This window comes from Streptomyces sp. NPDC030183, assembly GCF_055573455.1.
Genome location: NZ_JBVIBK010000007.1, coordinates 178,975 through 197,876 on the forward strand (window position 1 = coordinate 178,975; position 18,902 = coordinate 197,876).

Sequence of the window (18,902 nt, forward strand, 5' to 3'; positions counted from 1 at the left end):
TCAGCCCTTCGCCACGCCCGACTTCAACCCCGCCCCGCACAACGGCACCACCGCCGAGCGGCCTCCGAGGGCGCCCTCCCGTACGGCCGCCCAGCAGGCCACTCCCGTCGCCTCGACGAACAGGCCCTGGGAGGCGAGGTCGTGCTGGGCGTGGCGGAGCTGGTCCTCGGTGGTGGTGAGGAACCTGCCGCCGGAGTCGCGGACGGCCCGCAGGATCTGGCGGGCCCGGGGCGGGCGCGGGATCGCGATGCCCTCGGCGTGGGTCGACGCCATGGGCGTGGTGCCGACGAGGTCATCCGCGCCCTCGGCCCAGGCGTGGGCCAGGGGGGCGACGGCCGCCGACTGGACGGCGTACAGGGCGGGGCGGCGGTCGATCAGGCCCGCCGCGTGGAGTTCGGTGACGGCGAGGGCGGCGCCGAGCAGCAGCGTGCCGTTGCCGACCGGGACGACCAGGACGTCCGGGAGACGGCCGCCGAGGTCCTCCCACAACTCGTGGACGTAGGTCTTCGTCCCGTGCAGGAAGTAGGGGTTGTAGACGTGCGAGGCGTAGAAGACGCCCTCCTCGTCCGCCGCCTCACGGGCCGCGGTCGCCGCCGCCTCGCGGTCGCCGTCGACGATCCGGAGGCGTGCGCCGTGCGCCTCGATCTGCTCCAGCTTCTTGGCCGAGGTGCCGGCGGGGACGTACACCGTGCAGGGCAGTCCGGCCCGCGCGCAGTAGGCGGCGACCGCCGTGCCCGCGTTGCCGCTGCTGTCGGCGACGACCCGGCTCGGCCCGAGCCGCAGCGCCAGCTCGGCGAGGAGGACCGCGCCCCGGTCCTTGAAGGACAGCGTCGGCATCAGGTAGTCGAGCTTCGCGGAGATGCCGTCCTTGAGGCCGACGAGCGGGGTGCGGCCTTCGCCGAGGGAGATCGACGGCGCGGCGAGAGGGAGGCACTCGGCGTACCGCCAGAGGGAGTTGACCCGGCCGGCCAGGGACTTGAGGGGCGCGGGGGTGGGCGCGAAGTCGAGGTCCAGGGGACCGCGGCAGGTCGGGCAGCACCAGGCGAGGGAGGCGGCGGGGACGCGGGTGCCGTCCGTCGGGCAGAAGCGATCCGGCAGAGGTGTCATGCACGCAGAGTAAGTGGAGCCGTCGGTGAGGCTGTCGTATGACGGTGTGTCATGGCAGTGGCATGACCCCGTGACGCGGCCGTCGTTCCGTGTGTGCAGGGGCCTTGTGCAATTCCTTCAGAGGCATCAATCTTTCGGCTGACGCACAGGAACCCCGCCGATGTTTGACATGGGCATGATTTTTTCGTGCCCTTCTTCGCGTCCGCGTTCGCGTGTGTGCGTGCGTCATCCCCCACCAGCGCACCACCGATTGAGGAGGATCCTCAGATGGCAGTGATGCGTCAGAACCGGCGAAGACTGGCCGTGATCAGCGCGGCGGCCACCGCGGCGCTCGCCTCCGGTCTCGTCTCCGCCCTCCCCGCCACCGCCGCGCCGGAGGGCCGCGTCCAGTACGCCGGCTCGGCCGACGCCGTCAAGGACAGCTACATCGTCACCCTGAAGGCGGACGCCCGGGCCGGCTCCGGCAAGGGCAGGGCCCTGGCCGACCGGTACGGCGCCGAGATCGAGCGCACGTACACCAAGGCGCTCAACGGCTATGAGGTCGAGGCCACCGAAGCCGAGGCGAAACGATTCGCCGCCGACCCGAACGTCGTCTCCGTCGTCCAGAACCGCATCGTCCGCATCTCCGCGACCCAGCCCAACCCGCCCTCCTGGGGCCTGGACCGCATCGACCAGTCGGCGCTGCCGCTCAACCAGAGCTACAGCTACGACGACACCGCGGGCGAGGGCGTCACCGTGTACGTCATCGACACCGGCGTGCGCGTGACGCACAGTGACTTCGGCGGCCGTGCCAAGGACGGCTACGACGCCGTCGACAAGGACAACACCGCCCAGGACGGCCACGGCCACGGCACCCATGTCGCCGGAACCGTCGGCGGCACCGCGTACGGCGTCGCCAAGAAGGCCACGATCGTCGGCGTCCGAGTCCTGAACAACTCGGGCCAGGGCACCACCGCCCAGGTCGTCGCGGGCATCGACTGGGTGACCGCCAACGCCGTCAAGCCGGCCGTCGCCAACATGAGCCTCGGCGGCCCGGGCGATTCCGCGATCGACACCGCCGTCCGGAACTCCATCGCCTCCGGCGTCACCTACGCCGTCGCGGCAGGCAACGAGACCACCAACGCCTCCACCCGTTCCCCGGCCCGGGTCACGGAGGCCATCACGGTCGGCGCCACCACCAGCTCCGACGCCAAGGCGAGCTACTCCAACTACGGCACCGTCCTGGACCTGTTCGCCCCCGGCTCCTCCATCACCTCGGCCTGGCGCACCAACGACACGGCGACCAACACCATCTCCGGTACGTCGATGGCGAGCCCGCATGTCGCCGGTGCCGCCGCGCTGTACCTGGCGGACAACCCCACCGCCACCCCGGCGGCCGTCCAGACCGCCCTGGTGAACGCCGCCACCACCGGAGTCGTCACCAGCCCCGGCACCGGCTCGCCCAACCGTCTGCTCAACGTGGGCGGCGGAGGGACCACGCCGCCGCCCGGCCCGCGCTTCGAGAACACGGCCGACTACGCGGTCAACGACAACTCCACCGCGGAGTCGCCGATCACCGTCAGCGGTGTCTCCGGCAACGCGCCGTCCTCACTCAGCGTGCCCGTGAACATCGTCCACACCTACATCGGTGACCTCCAGGTGCAGCTGGTCGCTCCCGACGGCACCGCGTACACGCTGAAGGCGTACGGCACCGGCGGAAGCGCGGACAACATCAACACCACGTACACGGTGAACGCCTCCTCGGAGGTCGCCAACGGGGTCTGGAAGCTCCGGGTGAGTGACAACGCGGCGCAGGACACGGGTCGCATCGACGCGTGGGCGCTCCAGTTCTGAGCCCCGCCTGACCGTTCCGGTCCCCGGCTCGACCGCCGGGTGGGCGGGGGTGACACCGACGGACGCGCGACCCCCTGGGTTCGCTCCCCGTGTGTCGCCCCCGCCCGACCCGTGCTTACCATGCGCCAAGCCGTACGACAGTCGTACGCCAGTTCCCCTCTCCGGCGCAAGGAGCACGCGACCCGTGGCCACACCCCCGCCCCCCGGGGCCCAGCCGCCCCAGGGCGGCCCGTACCCGCCTCCGGGGCAGCCGCACTCCGCGCCGGGGCGGCCCTACCCCGCACCGCCCCCACCCTGGGGTCAGGCGTGGGGCCGGGCCCACCCGGCGGCGCGGCCGGTCCCGCCGGTCAACGGGCTCGCGATCGCCGCGCTCGTCCTGGGCGTCGTGTGCCTGCTGCCGGGCGCGGGTCTGGTCCTCGGTGTCCTCGCCCTGGTGCAGATCAAACGGAAGGGGGAGCGCGGCAAGGGCATGGCCGTGGCCGGGATCGCACTGTCGGCGATCGGCGCGCTGCTGATGACGCTCGCGCTCACCACGGGCGGCGCGCGCGACGCGTGGGACGGCTTCCGGGACGCGGCGAGCGGCGCGGGCACCACCTTCTCCGTGAAGAAGGGCGAGTGCTTCGACGTGCCGGACGGGTCCCTGGGAGGCTACGCCTACGGCGTCGACGCTGTGCCCTGCGAAGTGAGGCACGACGTCGAGGTGTTCGCCGAGTTCCGGCTGCCGGACGGGGAGTACCCGGGCGACGACGAGGTCGAGGACGCCGCCGACGACCGGTGCTACGACCTGTCCGGCGCATACGTCATGGACACCTGGGCGATGCCGGCCGATGTCGACGTGTACTACTTCACGCCCACCCGGCAGAGCTGGCGGCAGGGCGACCGCCAGGTGGCCTGCGTGTTCGGCAACGAGGACGCGGAGGCGGGCCTGACCGGCTCGCTGCGGCGGGACGAGACCACCCTCGACGCCGACCAGTTCGCGTTCCTGCAGGCCGACGCCCTCCTGAACGACGCCTTCGAGGGCCTGCCCGACACCGACTACGTCAGTGACGACCTGCCCGCCCACAAGGCGTGGGCGCCCGATGTGGTGGACGCCCTGGAGGAGCAGGCGGCGGCCCTGCGGGCGCACCACTGGGAGCCCGGCGCCGAGAAGGCGGTCACCGCCTACGCCGAGGCCCTGGACAGGGCCCGCGAGGAGTGGCAGGGCGCCGCCGACGCGAAGGACGCCGACGAGTTCAGCGACCACTGGGACAGGGCGCACCGGCTGACCGACGGCCCGAAGGCGGTCACGGCGCGCGAGGCTCTGGGGCTGGCCACCACTCCGGAGATCGGCGACGAGGGGGACACGGGCGAGGGCGACGGCAGGGACGAGCCCCGCGCGCAGGTGTGAGGACGCCCATAGCGGGGAGAAAGTGCCTGCGTAAAGGCTTCCCCGGGCACATGTCATCACATCGAGTGATTCCTTGGCCTTTGCTTGCATGGCACAACCCACGGTTGCCAGGCTGTTGCTGTCTGTACAGCCTGATGGGAGCGGCCAGTGACTTTCGGTGAGCAGCCGGCGTACCTGCGTGTCGCGGGTGATCTCCGCAAGAAGATCGTGAACGGATCGCTGCCACCGCACACCCGTCTTCCCTCCCAGGCACGGATCCGCGAGGAGTACGGCGTCTCCGACACGGTCGCGCTGGAGGCGCGCAAGGTGCTCATGGCCGAGGGTCTGGTCGAGGGCCGCTCCGGATCGGGCACCTATGTGCGGGAGCGGCCGGTGCCGCGCCGGGTGGTCCGCTCCGGGTTCCGTCCGGTCGGCGGGGCCACGCCCTTCCGGCAGGAGCAGGCCGACGCCGCCGCCCGCGGCACCTGGGACTCCCGCAGCGAGCAGGTCGAGGCGAGCGGCGCGATCGCGGAGCGGCTGGCCATCCAGCCCGGCGACCGGGTGATGTGCACGAAGTACACCTTCCGGGACGCGGGCGAGGTGATGATGATCTCCACCTCCTGGGAGCCCCTGGCCCTCACCGGCCGCACCCCCGTGATGCTGCCCGAGGAGGGCCCCCTCGGCGGGATGGGAGTCGTCGAGCGCATGGCCGCCATCGACATCATCGTGGACAACGTCACGGAGGAGGTCGGCGCCCGCCCCGGCCTCGCGGAGGAACTCCTCGCCCTCGGCGGCGTCCCCGGACATGTCGTCCTGGTCGTGCAGCGGACGTACTTCGCCTCCGGCCGCCCGGTGGAGACGGCGGACGTGGTGGTTCCCGCGGACCGGTACCGGGTCTCCTACCACCTGCCGGTCAAGTGAGCGGCGCGGTCCGCCCGTAGGGGAAATCCATAGATTCCGTGTGTATCGGACGGTGACGCGGGCATGGGTCAAGTGGCCTGTGCCTGAGGGAAGTTGGAGTCGCCGTGGCGTTCGGGGGGCATCCGAACACAGTTCGAATTCGGTCGTTCTTGCTGACGGGCGGTCCTGTCTCCCGGTGGCGTCCCGATGCGTCTGAAGGGCGCTGGGGGGCTGCTCGTTGAGGCGCGGAAAGGCGCACGGGTGGTGAGCGACGGCGCGTTCGGCGGGGTGCGCCCCTCTCATCTTGGCTTGTTGCGTACCTCTTTGTGAAAAGGCGGATTCGCTGCGTAAAGGTTAGGCGTACGCTCAGGCATATGCGGATTGCGGTTTCCTTAGGTGGCGGGGCGCGGCGGAATCCGGGGACGGGACTCGGATCGGCCGAGGCGGGAAGGAGCGGTGGGGGTCGATGAACGACAGCACGATCACTCTCCCCTGGCTCGTCATACGGCAGGACGACAACGGCAATCGCTACCGCGTCGGCAGATACGCGACCCGCGCCGAGGCGCAGAAGATCGCGGACAGCCTCGACAGTCGCGGCCACAAGCAGCTCTACTGGGTCGAGCGCATCGGGCAGAACGGTCAGAGTGGGAGCAAGTGATCCACCCCCGTCCGACGCGTCCGCCCGCTCCCGTAGGCTCCCGCGCATGACCGAACCGATCGTCGTGGTGGGTGCCGCCCTGCTGAAGGAAGGCAGGCTGCTCGCCGCGCGACGCAGTGCGCCGCCCGAGCTGGCCGGACGCTGGGAGTTGCCCGGCGGCAAGGTGGAGCCAGGCGAGGCCCCCGAGCAGGCCCTCGTGCGGGAGCTGCGCGAGGAGCTCGGCGTCGAGGCGAAATCCGCCGAGCGGGTGCCGGGGGAATGGCCGGTGGGCCCGGGCCATGTACTGCGCGTCTGGATCGCGCACCTCCTCTCCGGGGAGCCCCGGCCGCTGGAGGACCACGACGAGCTGCGCTGGCTCAGCGCGGACGAGGTGTGGGACGTCGACTGGCTCGACCAGGACGTTCCGGCCGTGATGGAGACCGTACGGCTGGCCTGGGGTCCCGGCGGCGTCTGAGTACCCCCGCTTCGGGGTGTCCGGACTGCCCTGCTTTCGGGGCTGGCCTCTGGGTGCCCCTGTTCCGAAGACCTCCTTCGATGCTTCTTCGGCGCGGCCCGCCGTACGGGTCCGCGCGCCCCTTTCCGGCATGTCGTGTGCGGGGGGATGCGCTCCCTGCGCTGTTTGTGCCACAGTGCGCCCTCATGCGCGGTACTCGGGGTTGGATATCGGGTATGTGCCCATTAACCCCATGAAACCGGACAGGGTCCGCTTCTGACTGGGAAGTGATCGGCGTGATCGACAACGGAGACGACTGCGCCGAGTGGACCTTCCCTGCGGAGGCCGGCGCCGTGCGGACCGCTCGGGCCGTGGTGCGCGACCGGCTGCGCGCCTGGGGCCTCGACTCCGTCGGGGATATCGCCGCACTGCTGGTGAGCGAGTTGGTGACCAACGCCCTGCGGCACGCCACCGGACCCATCGGCGTACGGCTCGTACGTTCCGGCGGCTCGCCCGGCACCCTGCTCGTCGAGGTCTCCGACCCGCTGCCCGACCCGCCACGCGAGCGGGCCGCCGACGCGGACGACGAGAGCGGCCGAGGACTGCGCCTCGTGGCCTGCTCCGCACGGGCATGGGGTACCCGACCCGGTGAATCGGGCAAGACAGTCTGGTTCGAGTTGACGGTTCCCGACTGACCGGACCCGTGGGCGTACGAGGTGAAAGTCCTGGTGCACGACCGGCGTCCACGGCGTACGGACCGGGCAAGGGGCGGCTCCCCGGGGCGCGCGTGCGACCGATCGGTTCAAGCCAGTAGCGCTGGCTGGAGTCTTTGGTTCGAGCGGGCAACGCCTGGTTAGAAGACTTGGGAGTATGTCCCAGCCGGTCCAAAAACGATCGGGACCGTGCTGTGATCGTGAACACCGTGTTGCGCGGCGCCGTAGTGCTGGATACTGCGGGCAGCCGCCCCTGGTGACCGAAGCCGGACGCGGTGAGCTGGAGGGGACGGTTCGCGTGAGCGAGATACCAGCGAAGGCCACGGAGTCCACGGAGCCGAACGGCCCGTCGGACCGCGGGAGGCCCGAGGCCGCGGACGATCCCGGCCTGGGCCGCACCACACGCGGCGATGCCGTCACGCGCGAGGGCGGAAGCGCTTCCGCCGGGGTCATGGCCGGTCAGGGACCCGGCGACCCCATGTGGCAGACCAGTCCGCCCGGATCGATGTACGACTACATCAAGGTGGCCTCGTTCTCGATCGGCCCGGACGGCCTCGTCGACCAGTGGAGCCTGCGCGCCGAGCAGTTGTTCGGCATCTCGGCCGCGCGGGCCGTGGGCATGGACCCCATCGAGGCGTTCGTCGACCCCGACCGCCGCGAAGAGGGCCAGCGGAAGATGGCCGAGGTCCTCGACGGCCGGGAGTGGACCGGCGTGGTGCCCTTCCGGGTGCCGGGCCCCGAGGGGACCGAGGGGCTCGCCGAGGTCTATGTGATGCCCACCACCGTCGAGGGCGGCGAACGGGCCGCCGTGTGCATCGTGGTGGATGTGCGCACCCTGCGCCGGATCGAGACCGACCTCGCCGCCTCGCAGGCGATATTCGGCCAATCTCCGTTCGGCTTTCTGCTCATCGACACCGACCTCCGGGTGCGGCGCGCCAACCAGCGGTTCGCCTCCATCTACGGCGGCCATGTCGACGACCACCGCGGCCGGGGCGTCCACGACTACCTCCGGTCCCCGGAGGCCGAGCGGGTCGAGGCGACCCTGCGCCGGGTCCTGGAGACCGGCGACTCCATCACGGACATGCACATCTCCGGGTTCGTGCCCGGCTCCGAGGAACGCCGCCACTGGTCCGTCAACCTCTACCGGGTGCACAGCGGCACCGGCCGCCCCATCGGCATCGCCTGGCTGGGCATCGATGTGACGGCCCGCCGCGCCGCCGCCCGGGAGGCCGCCGCCGCACGGCGGAATCTCGCCCTCCTGAACGAGGCCGGGTCCCGCATCGGCAACTCCCTCGACCTGGAGACCACCGCCCGCGAACTCCTCGACGTGGTCGTCCCCAACTTCTGCGACCTCGCCGCCGTCGACCTCTACCAGGGCCTCCTCGTCGGCGACGAGACCCCGCCCGGACTCGCCGACGGCAGCGCCGAACTGCGCCGGGTCGCCTTCGCCAGCGCCGTCTCCGACGCGCCCTTCGTCGGCGGTCCCGCCCCGGTGCGGGTGGGCGCCGTCCACCACTACCCGTTCAACTCGCCCTGCGCGGACGCCCTGCGCACCGCCCGCCCCCAGCAGGTCCCCGAAGAGGGCAACCTCATCCGGACGACGCTCGCCGTGCCGATGGTCGCCCACGACACCGTCGTCGGACTCGTGCAGTTCTCCCGCACCAAGGGCAGCGAGCCGTTCGGGGAGCGCGACCGGGCCCTCGCGGTGGAACTCGCCGCGCGCGCCGCCGTCTGCATCGACAACGCCCGTCTCTACCGGCGCGAACACGAACGCGCCCTCATCCTGCAGCGCTCCCTGCTGCCGCCGGGCGACCCCGAGGCATCGGGGCTCGACATCGCCTGCCGCTATCTGCCGGGCAACGCGGCGACCGAGGTCGGCGGCGACTGGTTCGACGTCATCGAACTCCCCGGCCACCGCACGGCACTCGTCGTCGGCGACGTCATGGGCCGGGGCCTGCGCGCCGCGGTCGCCATGGGCGAACTCCGCACCGCCGTACGCACCCTGGCCCTGCTCGACCTCGAACCCGCCGAGGTCCTCTCCGCCCTCGACGAGATCGCCCGCGGCCTCGGCAACCCCGGCGGCGTCCAGTCCGCGTCCCGCACGGCCGCCAGCCGCCCCCGCGACAAGGACCTCTCCGAGGTGTACCTGGCGACCTGTGTGTACGCCGTCTACGACTCGGTGACCCGCCGCTGCACCTTCGCCAACGCGGGCCATCTGCCGCCCGTGCTGGTCGAACCCGGCGAGAGCGCGCTGATGCTCGACGTGCCGCCCGGCATGCCGCTCGGTGTCGGCGGCGAGCCGTTCGAGGAGGTCGAGGTCGAACTGCCCGAAGGCGCGCTGCTGGCGCTCTACACGGATGGACTGGTCGAATCGCGCGACCATCCCCTCGACGAGGGCCTCCAGGCGTTCGTCGGCGCCCTCACCGACCCCGCCCAGCCGCCCACCGCGGGGCGCTCCGAGAGCCCCCGGTCGCTGGAGGACGTCTGCGACCACGTCCTCAACACCCTCGACACACATCACGGCGAGGACGACATCGCGCTTCTGATGGCACGTGTCCAGGGGCTGCCGTCCGACTCCGTCGGCGACTGGACCCTGCCGCGCGAGCCGCGCAGCGTGGGCCGCGCCCGGGAGTACGCCCGGGGCCAGTTGCTCAGCTGGGATCTGGAACCCCTGGTCGACACGGCCGAGTTGCTCGTCAGCGAGCTGGTCACCAACGCGCTGCGCTACGGCGAGGGCGAGATACGGCTGCGGCTGCTCCTCGACCGGACCCTCGTCTGCGAGGTCTGGGACGCCGGCCTCGTCCAGCCGCGCCGCCGCCGGGCCCGCGACACGGACGAGGGCGGCCGGGGCCTGCAACTCGTCGGCCTGCTCTCGGCCGCGTGGGGCTCCCGCCGCACGCCCCGCGGCAAGACGGTGTGGTTCGAACTGCCGCTCCCCGGAGAGGAGGGCGGCCTGACGGACCCGGCGGAGGCGCTGCTGAGCCTGTTCTAGGGGGGCGCGCCCGTGTCGCCCTCAGCCGTCCTGTGCGGGTCTCGCCGCCCTGCGGCCGCGGGTCGTCGTGCCGCCGAAGCAGGCCGGGCCCCGTGGGGTGATCCGGCCGCCCTCCCGGGTGTCCCCGAGGATGACGCCGCCCAGCAGCGCCCCGGCCATCCCGTCGCCGACCGGCCCCTCGTACGGCTCGCCGTAGTCACGTACGTCCTGCTCGGCCAGCCGCCGGGCCTCCCGGGCGAGGGAGTGCGCCCGACGCGCGCTCTCCGGGTCGGTGGTCTCGTCGTGGGCCCGCGCGGGCTCGCCGACGGCGTCCGCGTCGTGCACCGCTTCGTCGGCCTGTGCCGGCTGACCGCGGGTGAAGGTGTCGTCGGTCCCGTCGGCCGGAGGGAACTTCTCGGTGGCCCCGCCCGCGCGCTCCGCCCCGTCCGGCCCCTCCGCCGCCCCGCTGCCCTCGGGGCCGCCTGCGCGGTCCGCTTCCTCGGTTCCGGGGCGGAGTGCGGCCGCCTCGGCGCGTTCCACCTGGCGTTCCGCTTCCGCGAGGCGGGTTCTCGCGGTCACTCCCACCGCGCCGCGATGCGTCATGACGTAGTCCGCCGTGGCGGCCACCGCGCTGCGGGCCGGGAGCAGCCAGCGGGCCTGGTCGCACAAGGCGGCGAAGGGGTCATCGCCGCCCTCGGACGGCGCCCCCTGCCGCACGGACCCGGCGGCCCGCGCCACCTCGGCCGCCAGCCGCTCCACCCCCGTCACCAGGACGTCCGCCTGCTCGATGGCGCCCTCGGCGGCCCGCAGGTGCACGGCGGCCGTGAGCGGATCACCCGAGTAGGTGAACTGACGGGCCCGGTTCAGCTCGGCCGTCGCGAACACCAGGCGGTCCTCGGCCTGTTCGGCGTGGCCGGTGACGGGGCGGACCACAGCGGGGGCGTACCGCTCGCGGAGCCCGGCGAGGGTGGCGGCCGCCGTCGCCGTACGGCCGGTCAGCTCACGGAAGCGGGCCTCCGCGCTCTCCAGGGCCGGAACCGCGTCCCGTTCCAGGGCGCGGAGTTGGTCGAAGGCGGGGGCGGCGATGTCGAGACGGCGCTGGGCCATCGTGCAGCGGGCGAGGATCTCCTCCAGCAGGGCCCGCTCCTCGTCGGGCGGGAGCGTGCCGGCGTCGTCGTCCAGCCGCTGGCGCAACCGGAAGGCCGCCTCGACCTCGCGGCGCGCGTCCTCCAGGGCGTCGGTGAACGGCTGGGCCGCCGCGGGGCCCGACCGGGCCACCGCGAAACGAAGCTCCTCCGCGCTGGTACGGACGCTGTCGTCGGTCTCGACCAGCAGGCGCCGACCCCGCTGGTGCAGGTCGGCCGGCGGGGGGAGGTGCTCTTCGAAGGACCCGGTCGGCGTCGTCCGCAGTGCGGCACGCCGCCTGCGCCGGACGAGTGAGTACGCGGCGAACCCGACGACCACTCCCGCGACCGCGATCGGCAGGATCAGATCCGTCGCCGAACTCTCGTCGTCGCCGGGCGCCGCGTCGCCCACACCGACGACGGCCACGGAAGCGCCCGCGGCCGGGACCGGGGCCGCGGCCACGGGCACACGACGGCCCGGGTCCAGCGGGCCCGGCGAGTCCGTCAACGGGACCAGCAGCAGCCAGACCAGGGCGGTCATCCCGCCGAACGCGGCGTGCGCCACCCGCACACCTATGTGCGACGTGGCGCCGCGCGACCGGTTCCTCCTCGAACGCGACGTCACATTTGGGAGCGTATGGCCGGACCCGCCGGGTCGCGACCGGGAAGGAGGAAGGTGTCTGCGAGGACCCTGCCGCGCCGCGTCCTTGCCGGCCCCCTCAGTCCGCCGTCGAGCGCCGCCTGATCTTCGAGCCCAGCCAGACGAGCGGGTCGTACTTGCGGTCGACGGCCCGCTCCTTCAGCGGGATGAGCGCGTTGTCCGTGATCTTGATGCCCTCGGGGCAGACCTCCGTGCAGCACTTGGTGATGTTGCAGTAGCCGAGACCGTGCTCGTCCTGCGCGGTGCGCTTGCGGTCCAGGCCGGTGTCCTCGGCCGCGTCCAGCGGATGCATGTCCAGCTCGGCGACGCGCATCAGGAAGCGGGGCCCGGCGAAGGCCGGCTTGTTCTCCTCGTGGTCGCGGACCACATGGCAGGTGTCCTGGCACAGGAAGCACTCGATGCACTTGCGGAACTCCTGCGGCCGGTCCACGTCCTCCTGCATCATGCGGTACTCGCCCGGACCGAGCCCCTCCGGCGGCACGAACGCCGGAACCTCCCTCGCCTTCTGGTAGTTGAAGCCGACGTCCGTGACGAGATCCCGTACGACCGGGAAGGCCCGCAGCGGGGTGACCGTGATCGTCTCGTCCCGCTCGAACACCGACATCCGGGTCATGCACATCAGCCGGGGGCGGCCGTTGATCTCCGCCGAGCACGAACCGCACTTGCCGGCCTTGCAGTTCCAGCGGACGGCGAGATCCGGGGCCTGGGTCGCCTGGAGCCGGTGGATGATGTCCAGCACCACCTCGCCGTCGTTGACCTCGACCTTGAAGTCCTCCAGGCCGCCGCCCCCGACATCGCCCCGCCACACCTTGAAGTGGGCCGTGTAGCCGCTCATGACCGTGGCTCCTCGTGGCTGCTCACTCGTACAGCTCCTCTTCGGCGAGGTACTTGACCAGCTCCTCCTTGTCGAAGAGGGCGAGCAGGTCCGGTCGGATGGGCTCGGTGGTCTCCCGGGTCAGGGAGATCTGGCCCGCGACGGGATCGGTGGCCGCGAGCCCGCCCGTCGGGTCGGTGAGCCGGCACAGCAGGTTGATCCGGCGCCAGTCGCGGTCCATCGCCGGGTGGTCCTCGCGGGTGTGGCCGCCGCGCGACTCGGTGCGCTCCAGCGCGGCCCGCGCCACGCACTCACTGACCAGCAGCATGTTCCGCAGGTCCAGGGAGAGGTGCCAGCCGGGGTTGAACTGCCGGTGCCCCTCGACCCCGGCCCGGCGCGCCCGCACCCTGAGGTCGGCCAGTTTCTCCAGTGCCTGCTCCATCTCGCCCTCGCGGCGGATGATGCCGACCAGGTCGTTCATGGCCTGCTGGAGTTCCTGGTGCAGGGTGTACGGGTTCTCCGGCGGCTGCCCCTCCGCCCGCCCCTCGCCCTCGGCGGAGAACGGGCGCAGCGCCTCGGCGGCGGCCGCGTCGACCTGGTCGTCGTCCACCGGGGGCCGCGCCGCGGCGAGGCCCGTCGCGTACTCGGCCGCGTGCAGCCCGGCCCGGCGGCCGAACACCAGCAGGTCGGACAGCGAGTTGCCGCCCAGCCGGTTGGAGCCGTGCATCCCGCCGGCCACCTCCCCGGCCGCGAACAGCCCCGGCACCCCGCGCGCCGCCGCCGTGTCCGAGTCGACCGCGACGCCGCCCATCACGTAGTGGCAGGTGGGGCCGACCTCCATGGCCTCCGCGGTGATGTCGACGTCGGCCAGCTCCTTGAACTGGTGGTACATCGAGGGCAGCCGGCGGCGGATCACCTCGGCCGGCATGCGCGTGGACACATCCAGGAACACCCCGCCGTGCGGGGAGCCCCGGCCCGCCTTCACCTCGGCGTTGATGGCGCGGGCCACCTCGTCACGGGGGAGCAGCTCAGGGGGCCGCCGGTTGTGGTCCGGGTCCTCGTACCAGCGGTCGCCCTCCTCCTCGGACTGCGCGTACTTCTCCTTGAAGACGTCCGGGATGTAGTCGAACATGAACCGCTTGCCCTCGGAGTTCCTCAGGACCCCGCCGTCGCCGCGCACCGACTCGGTGACGAGGATGCCCTTCACCGACGGCGGCCAGACCATCCCCGTCGGATGGAACTGCACGAACTCCATGTTCAGCAGCGGTGCCCCCGCGAGCAGCGCCAGCGCGTGCCCGTCGCCCGTGTACTCCCACGAGTTCGACGTCACCTTGAAGGACTTGCCGATGCCACCGGTGGCGATGACGACGGCAGGCGCTTCGAGGACGAGGAAGCGGCCCGACTCGCGCTCGTAGGCGAAGACCCCGGAGACCCGGCCGCCGTCCTTGAGGACCCGGGTGACCGTGCACTCCTGGAAGACCTTCAGCCGGGACTCGTACTCCCCGGTCTCCTTGTGGTCCTCCTGCTGGAGCGCCACGATCTTCTGCTGGAGCGTGCGGATCAGCTCCAGTCCCGTGCGGTCCCCGACGTGCGCGAGCCGCGGGTACTCATGGCCGCCGAAGTTGCGCTGCGAGATCCGGCCGTCCTTCGTACGGTCGAAGAGCGCGCCCCAGGTCTCCAGCTCCCACACCCGGTCCGGGGCCTCGCGGGCGTGCAGCTCGGCCATGCGCCACTGGTTGAGGAACTTCCCGCCGCGCATGGTGTCGCGGAAGTGGACCTGCCAGTTGTCACCGGAGTTGACGTTCGCCATCGCGGCGGCGATGCCGCCCTCGGCCATCACCGTGTGGGCCTTGCCGAACAGCGACTTGCAGATCACCGCCGTACGGGCGCCCCGTTCGCGGGCCTCGATCGCGGCGCGCAGCCCGGCCCCGCCGGCGCCGACCACGACGACGTCCCACTCCTGTCGTTCGACCACGGACATCGCAAGCACCTTTTGTCGTCAGAAGAGGGTCGGTCAGAAGAGGGTCGGGTCGTCGAACGCGCCGGACGCGAGCAGATACACGTAGAAGTCGGCGAGCGCCACGCTCACCAGGGACGCCCAGGCCAGCTGCATGTGGCGGGCGTTGAGCCGCCCGACCCACTGCCACATCCGGTAGCGCACGGGATGCTTGGAGAAGTGCTTGAGCTTGCCGCCGACGATGTGCCGGCACGAGTGGCAGGAGATCGTGTACGCCCAGATCAGCACGATGTTGATCAGGAAGACGAGCGTGCCGAGGCCCATGTGGCCCCACTCGTAGTGTTCGTCGCGGAAGGCGAGGACGGTGTCGTACGTCAGGATCCCGGCGACGACGATCGCGGCGTAGAAGAAGTACCGGTGGATGTTCTGCAGGATCAGCGGGAAGCGGGTCTCGCCGGTGTACTTCTTGTGCGGCTCGGCCACCGCGCAGGCGGGCGGGGACGCCCAGAAGCCGCGGTAGTACGCCTTGCGGTAGTAGTAGCAGGTCAGGCGGAAGCCCAGCGGGAAGATCAGGATGATGATCGCCGGTGAGATGCCCCACCAGCTGCCGAAGATCTCCCAGTTGGGTCCCGCCCGCATCGGCTCGCAGCGCTCCGCCAGACAGGGGGAGTAGAACGGCGAGACATAGGGGGCCGCGTAGTAGTGCGCGTCCGAGAAGGCCCGCCATGTCGAGTACACGATGAAGGCGAGCAGACCGGCCGCGGTGCCGGCCGGGGCCAGCCACCAGCGGTCGGTCCGCAGATGTGGTGCGGTGATCGCGGCGCGCGTACCGCTGTGGACGCCGCCGCGCGGGGGATGGGCTTCTGTGCCTGGAGGTTCCGTACCAGTGGCCAACGGGGACTCCCGGTCGGTTCTTTTCGTCAGTCGAGCGCTCGGTGTACCGGGTGCTCGGGGTCAGGGGGCGCGGCGGTCGCGGGCGCCGAGTCCCTCGTCGTCCGAGTCCGTCCACAGCGAGTCGTCGTACGGCGTGTCGGGGATGGAGACGAGTTCGGGGTGCTTGGCGGACGAGCGGGCGACGGCCCCCTCGCGCAGCAGCGCGACGCTCTCGCGCAGGTGATCGGCGTCGGCGCGGACCCGGCGCATGTCGAGCCCACCGCTGCCGATCTGCTGTTCCAGGCGTCCCACCGACCGGTAGAGGTCGTCGAGGCAGCGCTGGACCGATGTCAGTTCATCTTGCACGGACATGACTTGCCCTCACTTCCGCGGATCGTCGATGACCGAGGCGGCAACGTTCATGCGCCTGCGAGTGTTGCGCGTCACACGTTGCGCTGGGAAGGGATGTGCGTCGATTGGCGGATTGCGGGCCTCCCGTGCACGCCTCCGCACGCTCGGTGTGCGCCGGGGATCAGGTACGGCGCGTTCCGCCGCACGGGTGGCTTTTCGCTCCCCGTCGCCGTGTCTCCATCGGTCGGTGAACCCCTTCCTCTTCAGTGTGTGGCCGTAGATGTGATCAGCTCCATATGCACCCAAAAGTGATCATAACGCCCTCCTGGTGGAGGGTGCGGTCCTCCGGAGGTAGCAGTGATGTCCCACCACGGCGTCGGACCGCGTGCGGTGATGCGCTCGGTCGCCTTCCTCACCGCGGGTGTGCTCGCGGCGCCCCTGCTCACCGCCTGCGGCGAGGAGGACCCCGCGGGCAAGCCGGCCGCCGGCCCCGACATCGCGCCGGCCGCCCGTGACCGGATCGCCGACGGCGGCACCCTGCGCTGGGCCGTGGACGCCGTACCGGAGACGTTCAACACGTTCCAGGCGGACGCCGACCCCACCACAGCGCGCATCGCCGACGCCGTCCTGCCGTCGATGTACCGCCTCGACGCCGCCGGGCGGCCCCAGGTTGACTCCGACTACCTGGAGTCCGCCAAGATCGTCGAACGCGAACCCCGGCAGGTCGTGCTCTACAAGCTCCACCAGGAGGCGGTGTGGAGCGACGGCCGGGAGATCGGCGCCGCCGACTTCGTCGCCCAGTGGCGGGCCCTGGCCGGCAAGGACTCCGCGTACTGGACCGCCAGGAACGCCGGGTACGAGCGCATTGAGAAGGTCGAACGCGGCGGCAACGACCTGGAGGTCCGCGTCACCTTCGCCCGCCCCTACGCCGACTGGAAGTCGCTGTTCTCCCCGCTCTACCCCAAGCAGGTGACGGGCACCCCCGACGCCTTCAACGACGGCGCCCGCAAGAAGCTCAAGGTCACCGCCGGTCCCTTCGCGCTCAAGGACGTCGACCGCAAGGGCGGCAAGGTCACCCTCACCCGCAACCCCCGCTGGTGGGGCCGCCAGGCCAAGCTGTCGGAGCTGGTGCTGCGCGCCGTACCGCGCGACAAGCGGGCCGAGGCGCTCGCCAAGGACCAGGTGGACATCGCCGAGGTCGACTCCTCCCAGGCGGAGCGGGTCATGCTGGCCGCCGAGCAGGCCCGCGGCCCCGAGGGCTCCGCGGGGCCCGGGGGTTCCGCCGCCCCGCACGGCTCGTCGGACGCCCGGGGCGCGCAGGGCCTCGGCGGGCCCCTCGCCGGGTCCGGCGGCATCCTCGCCCAAGGGCCCGGTACCGAGCTGACGGCCGCGAAGGCGCTGCGGTCCTGGGCGGTCGCCCACGGCTCCGACGAGAAGGCCGCCGGCAAGGAGACCCGCGCCCGTAAGAAGCGGCGCGCGGCGCTCGCCGAGTACACCGCGCAGCAGTCCGCCCTGAGCGGCTTCGAGGTGCGCCGCTCCCTCGAACCGGCCTTCACCCAGCTCGCCCTCAACGGCGCCGACGGCCCCCTCGCCGACGAGCGCGTCCGCCGCGCCGTGGCCCGCGCGCTCGACCGCGAGGAGCTCGCCGCCCTCGTCCTGAAGCCCCTGGGCCTGCCCGCCGTCCCGGTCGGCAGCCACCTCGCCCTCTCCGGCCAGGCCGCCTACGCCGACAGCAGCGGCGCCCTCGGCGGCCAGGACATCGCGGAGGCCCGCGCCCTCCTCGCCGACGCCGGCTGGGAGGAGGGCGGCCCGCTCCGGGAGACGGAGAAGGCCGCCGGGGCGGAGGGCGAGAAGGCCGCCGGGTCGAACGAGGAGAAGCCCGAGAAGAAGAAGGAGAAGAAGTCCGACAAGAAGTCCGAGAAGAAGACCGGCGACGAGGACACGTACGTCGTCGGCGACGACAACAAGCCGTACGAGACCGACGACGACAGCCACCTCGCCCAGGACGGCAGGCAGAACGCCCCCGGCGCCTACGCGCCGCGCGGCACGCGCGCGCCCGCCGACGCCGCGCGGGCACCGCTCGCCAAGAACGGCAAGCCGCTCACCCTCCGCTTCGTCCTGCCGTCGGGACCGGGCACCGAGTCGCTGCGGACCGTCGGCGAACGGATCGCGGTGATGCTGGAGGAGGTCGGCATCCGCACGCAGATCTCCAAGGTGTCCGACCAGAGCTACTTCAAGGACCACATCGCGAACGGGCAGTACGACCTCGCCCTGTACTCGTGGCCCACCTCCGCGTTCCCCGCCACCGACGCCCGCCCGATCTACGCCAAGCCGGTCCCCGCGGCCGACGGTTCCCTGAGCGTCGAGCAGAACTACACCCGCGTCGGCACCAACCAGGTCGACCAGCTCTTCGACCAGGCGATCTCCACCCTCGACGAGTCCGAGACGCGCTCCCTGATCCGCAAGGCCGACGCCCGCATCTGGGCCGCGGCCGGCTCGATCCCCCTCTACCAGCGGCCCCAGCTCTACGCCGCCCGCCCCCACCTGGCGAACGCCGGCGCCTTCGGCTTCCAGACCCCCGTCTACGAGGACATGGGCTTCCTGGAGAAGGGGGCGTCGGCGACGAGCCCCGCGAACAGATGATCACCGTTCCTCCGCGCTCCGGCCGCCGCCCCGCACGCCCGGGGGCGGCGGTCGGCGTATGGGGGGACGATGTGGGGTTCGGCACAGAGGCTCCGGGCGGATGGGCGTGCCCGCGCTGCTCCTGACTGCCGGCGCGCCGGCCCGCACCAGCGGCCCCGACGATGCCGCAGGCCCGGACACACGGGGCCTCCGTCGGCGTCGACGGCACCTGCACCGGGTCCGGTGTCCGGCAGCGGTCACTGGCACCCCGGCGTGAACCACCGAGGCCGGCGTGATCGGGCGCCGGGGCACGCGGCTGAAGGTCGAGGAGCCGCTCGCCGGCCCGTCCGAGACCGGGGCGCCGACCCCGGACGGGGGGGGCGGGGTCGGCCGCCTAGAGGCGGTGTCCGGTGGGTTCTCCCGCCGTCAAGGGCGTCTGAGCTGGGGTGGAGCGGGGGCCGCACGGCCCGGGCAGCCCCTGCCGTCGCGGGCCCGTACCATGGGGTGAGGCCGTGGCGT

General features: G+C 72.1%; 14 protein-coding genes. 8 read left to right on the plus strand and 6 right to left on the minus strand.

The window, feature by feature from the left end:
- A complete protein-coding gene (locus ACZ4Z2_RS10760; protein WP_468074471.1) occupies positions 1 to 1,107 on the minus strand; it encodes a threonine synthase in 1,107 nt (368 codons plus the stop codon).
- A 267-nt stretch (positions 1,108 to 1,374) separates the two neighbouring features.
- Here ACZ4Z2_RS10760 and ACZ4Z2_RS10765 point away from each other — a divergent pair, with 267 nt between their 5' ends.
- The 7 genes from ACZ4Z2_RS10765 (at position 1,375) to ACZ4Z2_RS10795 (ending at position 10,002) form a co-directional block, all read left to right on the plus strand.
- On the plus strand, positions 1,375 to 2,940 hold the full coding sequence (locus tag ACZ4Z2_RS10765; protein WP_468074473.1) for a S8 family peptidase: 1,566 nt from the start codon (positions 1,375 to 1,377) through the stop codon (positions 2,938 to 2,940).
- 184 nt (positions 2,941 to 3,124) lie between these two features.
- Positions 3,125 to 4,327, plus strand: a complete 1,203-nt coding sequence (locus tag ACZ4Z2_RS10770) for a DUF4190 domain-containing protein (RefSeq protein WP_468074475.1) — start codon at positions 3,125 to 3,127, stop codon at positions 4,325 to 4,327.
- Between the two features lie 147 nt (positions 4,328 to 4,474).
- Complete coding sequence (locus ACZ4Z2_RS10775) at positions 4,475 to 5,227, plus strand: GntR family transcriptional regulator (protein WP_468074477.1); 753 nt, start codon at positions 4,475 to 4,477, stop codon at positions 5,225 to 5,227.
- Between the two features lie 445 nt (positions 5,228 to 5,672).
- Positions 5,673 to 5,864, plus strand: a complete 192-nt coding sequence (locus tag ACZ4Z2_RS10780) for an SPOR domain-containing protein (RefSeq protein ID WP_468074479.1) — start codon at positions 5,673 to 5,675, stop codon at positions 5,862 to 5,864.
- Between the two features lie 46 nt (positions 5,865 to 5,910).
- The gene (locus tag ACZ4Z2_RS10785) at positions 5,911 to 6,318 is read left to right on the plus strand and encodes a (deoxy)nucleoside triphosphate pyrophosphohydrolase (RefSeq protein ID WP_468074481.1); all 408 of its coding nucleotides are present in this window, start codon (positions 5,911 to 5,913) and stop codon (positions 6,316 to 6,318) included.
- Positions 6,319 to 6,584: 266 nt separating this feature from the next.
- Positions 6,585 to 6,992, plus strand: a complete 408-nt coding sequence (locus ACZ4Z2_RS10790) for an ATP-binding protein (protein WP_468074483.1) — start codon at positions 6,585 to 6,587, stop codon at positions 6,990 to 6,992.
- A gap of 316 nt (positions 6,993 to 7,308) precedes the next feature.
- A complete protein-coding gene (locus tag ACZ4Z2_RS10795) occupies positions 7,309 to 10,002 on the plus strand; it encodes a SpoIIE family protein phosphatase (RefSeq protein ID WP_468074485.1) in 2,694 nt (897 codons plus the stop codon).
- 21 nt (positions 10,003 to 10,023) lie between these two features.
- Here the strand turns inward: ACZ4Z2_RS10795 and ACZ4Z2_RS10800 are convergent, their stop codons facing one another.
- The 5 genes from ACZ4Z2_RS10800 to ACZ4Z2_RS10820 all read right to left on the minus strand — a co-directional run bounded on the left by ACZ4Z2_RS10800 (position 10,024) and on the right by ACZ4Z2_RS10820 (position 15,782).
- Positions 10,024 to 11,730 (minus strand): hypothetical protein, encoded by a 1,707-nt coding sequence (locus ACZ4Z2_RS10800; protein WP_468074487.1) that lies wholly within the window; start codon positions 11,728 to 11,730, stop codon positions 10,024 to 10,026.
- Positions 11,731 to 11,824: 94 nt separating this feature from the next.
- Positions 11,825 to 12,601, minus strand: a complete 777-nt coding sequence (locus tag ACZ4Z2_RS10805; protein ID WP_468074488.1) for a succinate dehydrogenase/fumarate reductase iron-sulfur subunit — start codon at positions 12,599 to 12,601, stop codon at positions 11,825 to 11,827.
- A gap of 22 nt (positions 12,602 to 12,623) precedes the next feature.
- On the minus strand, positions 12,624 to 14,561 hold the full coding sequence (locus ACZ4Z2_RS10810) for a fumarate reductase/succinate dehydrogenase flavoprotein subunit (RefSeq protein ID WP_468074490.1): 1,938 nt from the start codon (positions 14,559 to 14,561) through the stop codon (positions 12,624 to 12,626).
- 33 nt (positions 14,562 to 14,594) lie between these two features.
- Entirely contained in the window at positions 14,595 to 15,431 is an 837-nt protein-coding gene (locus tag ACZ4Z2_RS10815) for a hypothetical protein (RefSeq protein ID WP_468074492.1), read from the minus strand.
- Between the two features lie 60 nt (positions 15,432 to 15,491).
- Positions 15,492 to 15,782 carry a hypothetical protein gene (locus tag ACZ4Z2_RS10820; protein ID WP_468074494.1) on the minus strand — a complete coding sequence of 97 codons (291 nt, stop codon included), beginning with the start codon at positions 15,780 to 15,782 and terminating at the stop codon, positions 15,492 to 15,494.
- Between the two features lie 339 nt (positions 15,783 to 16,121).
- On the opposite strand from ACZ4Z2_RS10820, the gene ACZ4Z2_RS10825 reads away from it, so the two are divergent.
- Positions 16,122 to 18,404, plus strand: coding sequence for an ABC transporter family substrate-binding protein (locus ACZ4Z2_RS10825; RefSeq protein WP_468074496.1), 2,283 nt, complete (start codon positions 16,122 to 16,124; stop codon positions 18,402 to 18,404).
- Positions 18,405 to 18,902 lie beyond the last annotated feature (498 nt).

What these genes read in the sequence shown, in the direction of transcription:
- ACZ4Z2_RS10760 (WP_468074471.1), bottom strand. Translation starts at nt 1,107, where the DNA reads ATGACACCTCTGCCGGATCGCTTCTGCCCGACGGACGGCACCCGCGTC.
- ACZ4Z2_RS10765 (WP_468074473.1), top strand. Translation starts at nt 1,375, where the DNA reads ATGGCAGTGATGCGTCAGAACCGGCGAAGACTGGCCGTGATCAGCGCG.
- ACZ4Z2_RS10780 (WP_468074479.1), top strand. Translation starts at nt 5,673, where the DNA reads ATGAACGACAGCACGATCACTCTCCCCTGGCTCGTCATACGGCAGGAC.
- ACZ4Z2_RS10785 (WP_468074481.1), top strand. Translation starts at nt 5,911, where the DNA reads ATGACCGAACCGATCGTCGTGGTGGGTGCCGCCCTGCTGAAGGAAGGC.
- ACZ4Z2_RS10805 (WP_468074488.1), bottom strand. Translation starts at nt 12,601, where the DNA reads ATGAGCGGCTACACGGCCCACTTCAAGGTGTGGCGGGGCGATGTCGGG.
- ACZ4Z2_RS10810 (WP_468074490.1), bottom strand. Translation starts at nt 14,561, where the DNA reads ATGTCCGTGGTCGAACGACAGGAGTGGGACGTCGTCGTGGTCGGCGCC.
- ACZ4Z2_RS10820 (WP_468074494.1), bottom strand. Translation starts at nt 15,782, where the DNA reads ATGTCCGTGCAAGATGAACTGACATCGGTCCAGCGCTGCCTCGACGAC.
- ACZ4Z2_RS10825 (WP_468074496.1), top strand. Translation starts at nt 16,122, where the DNA reads ATGTCCCACCACGGCGTCGGACCGCGTGCGGTGATGCGCTCGGTCGCC.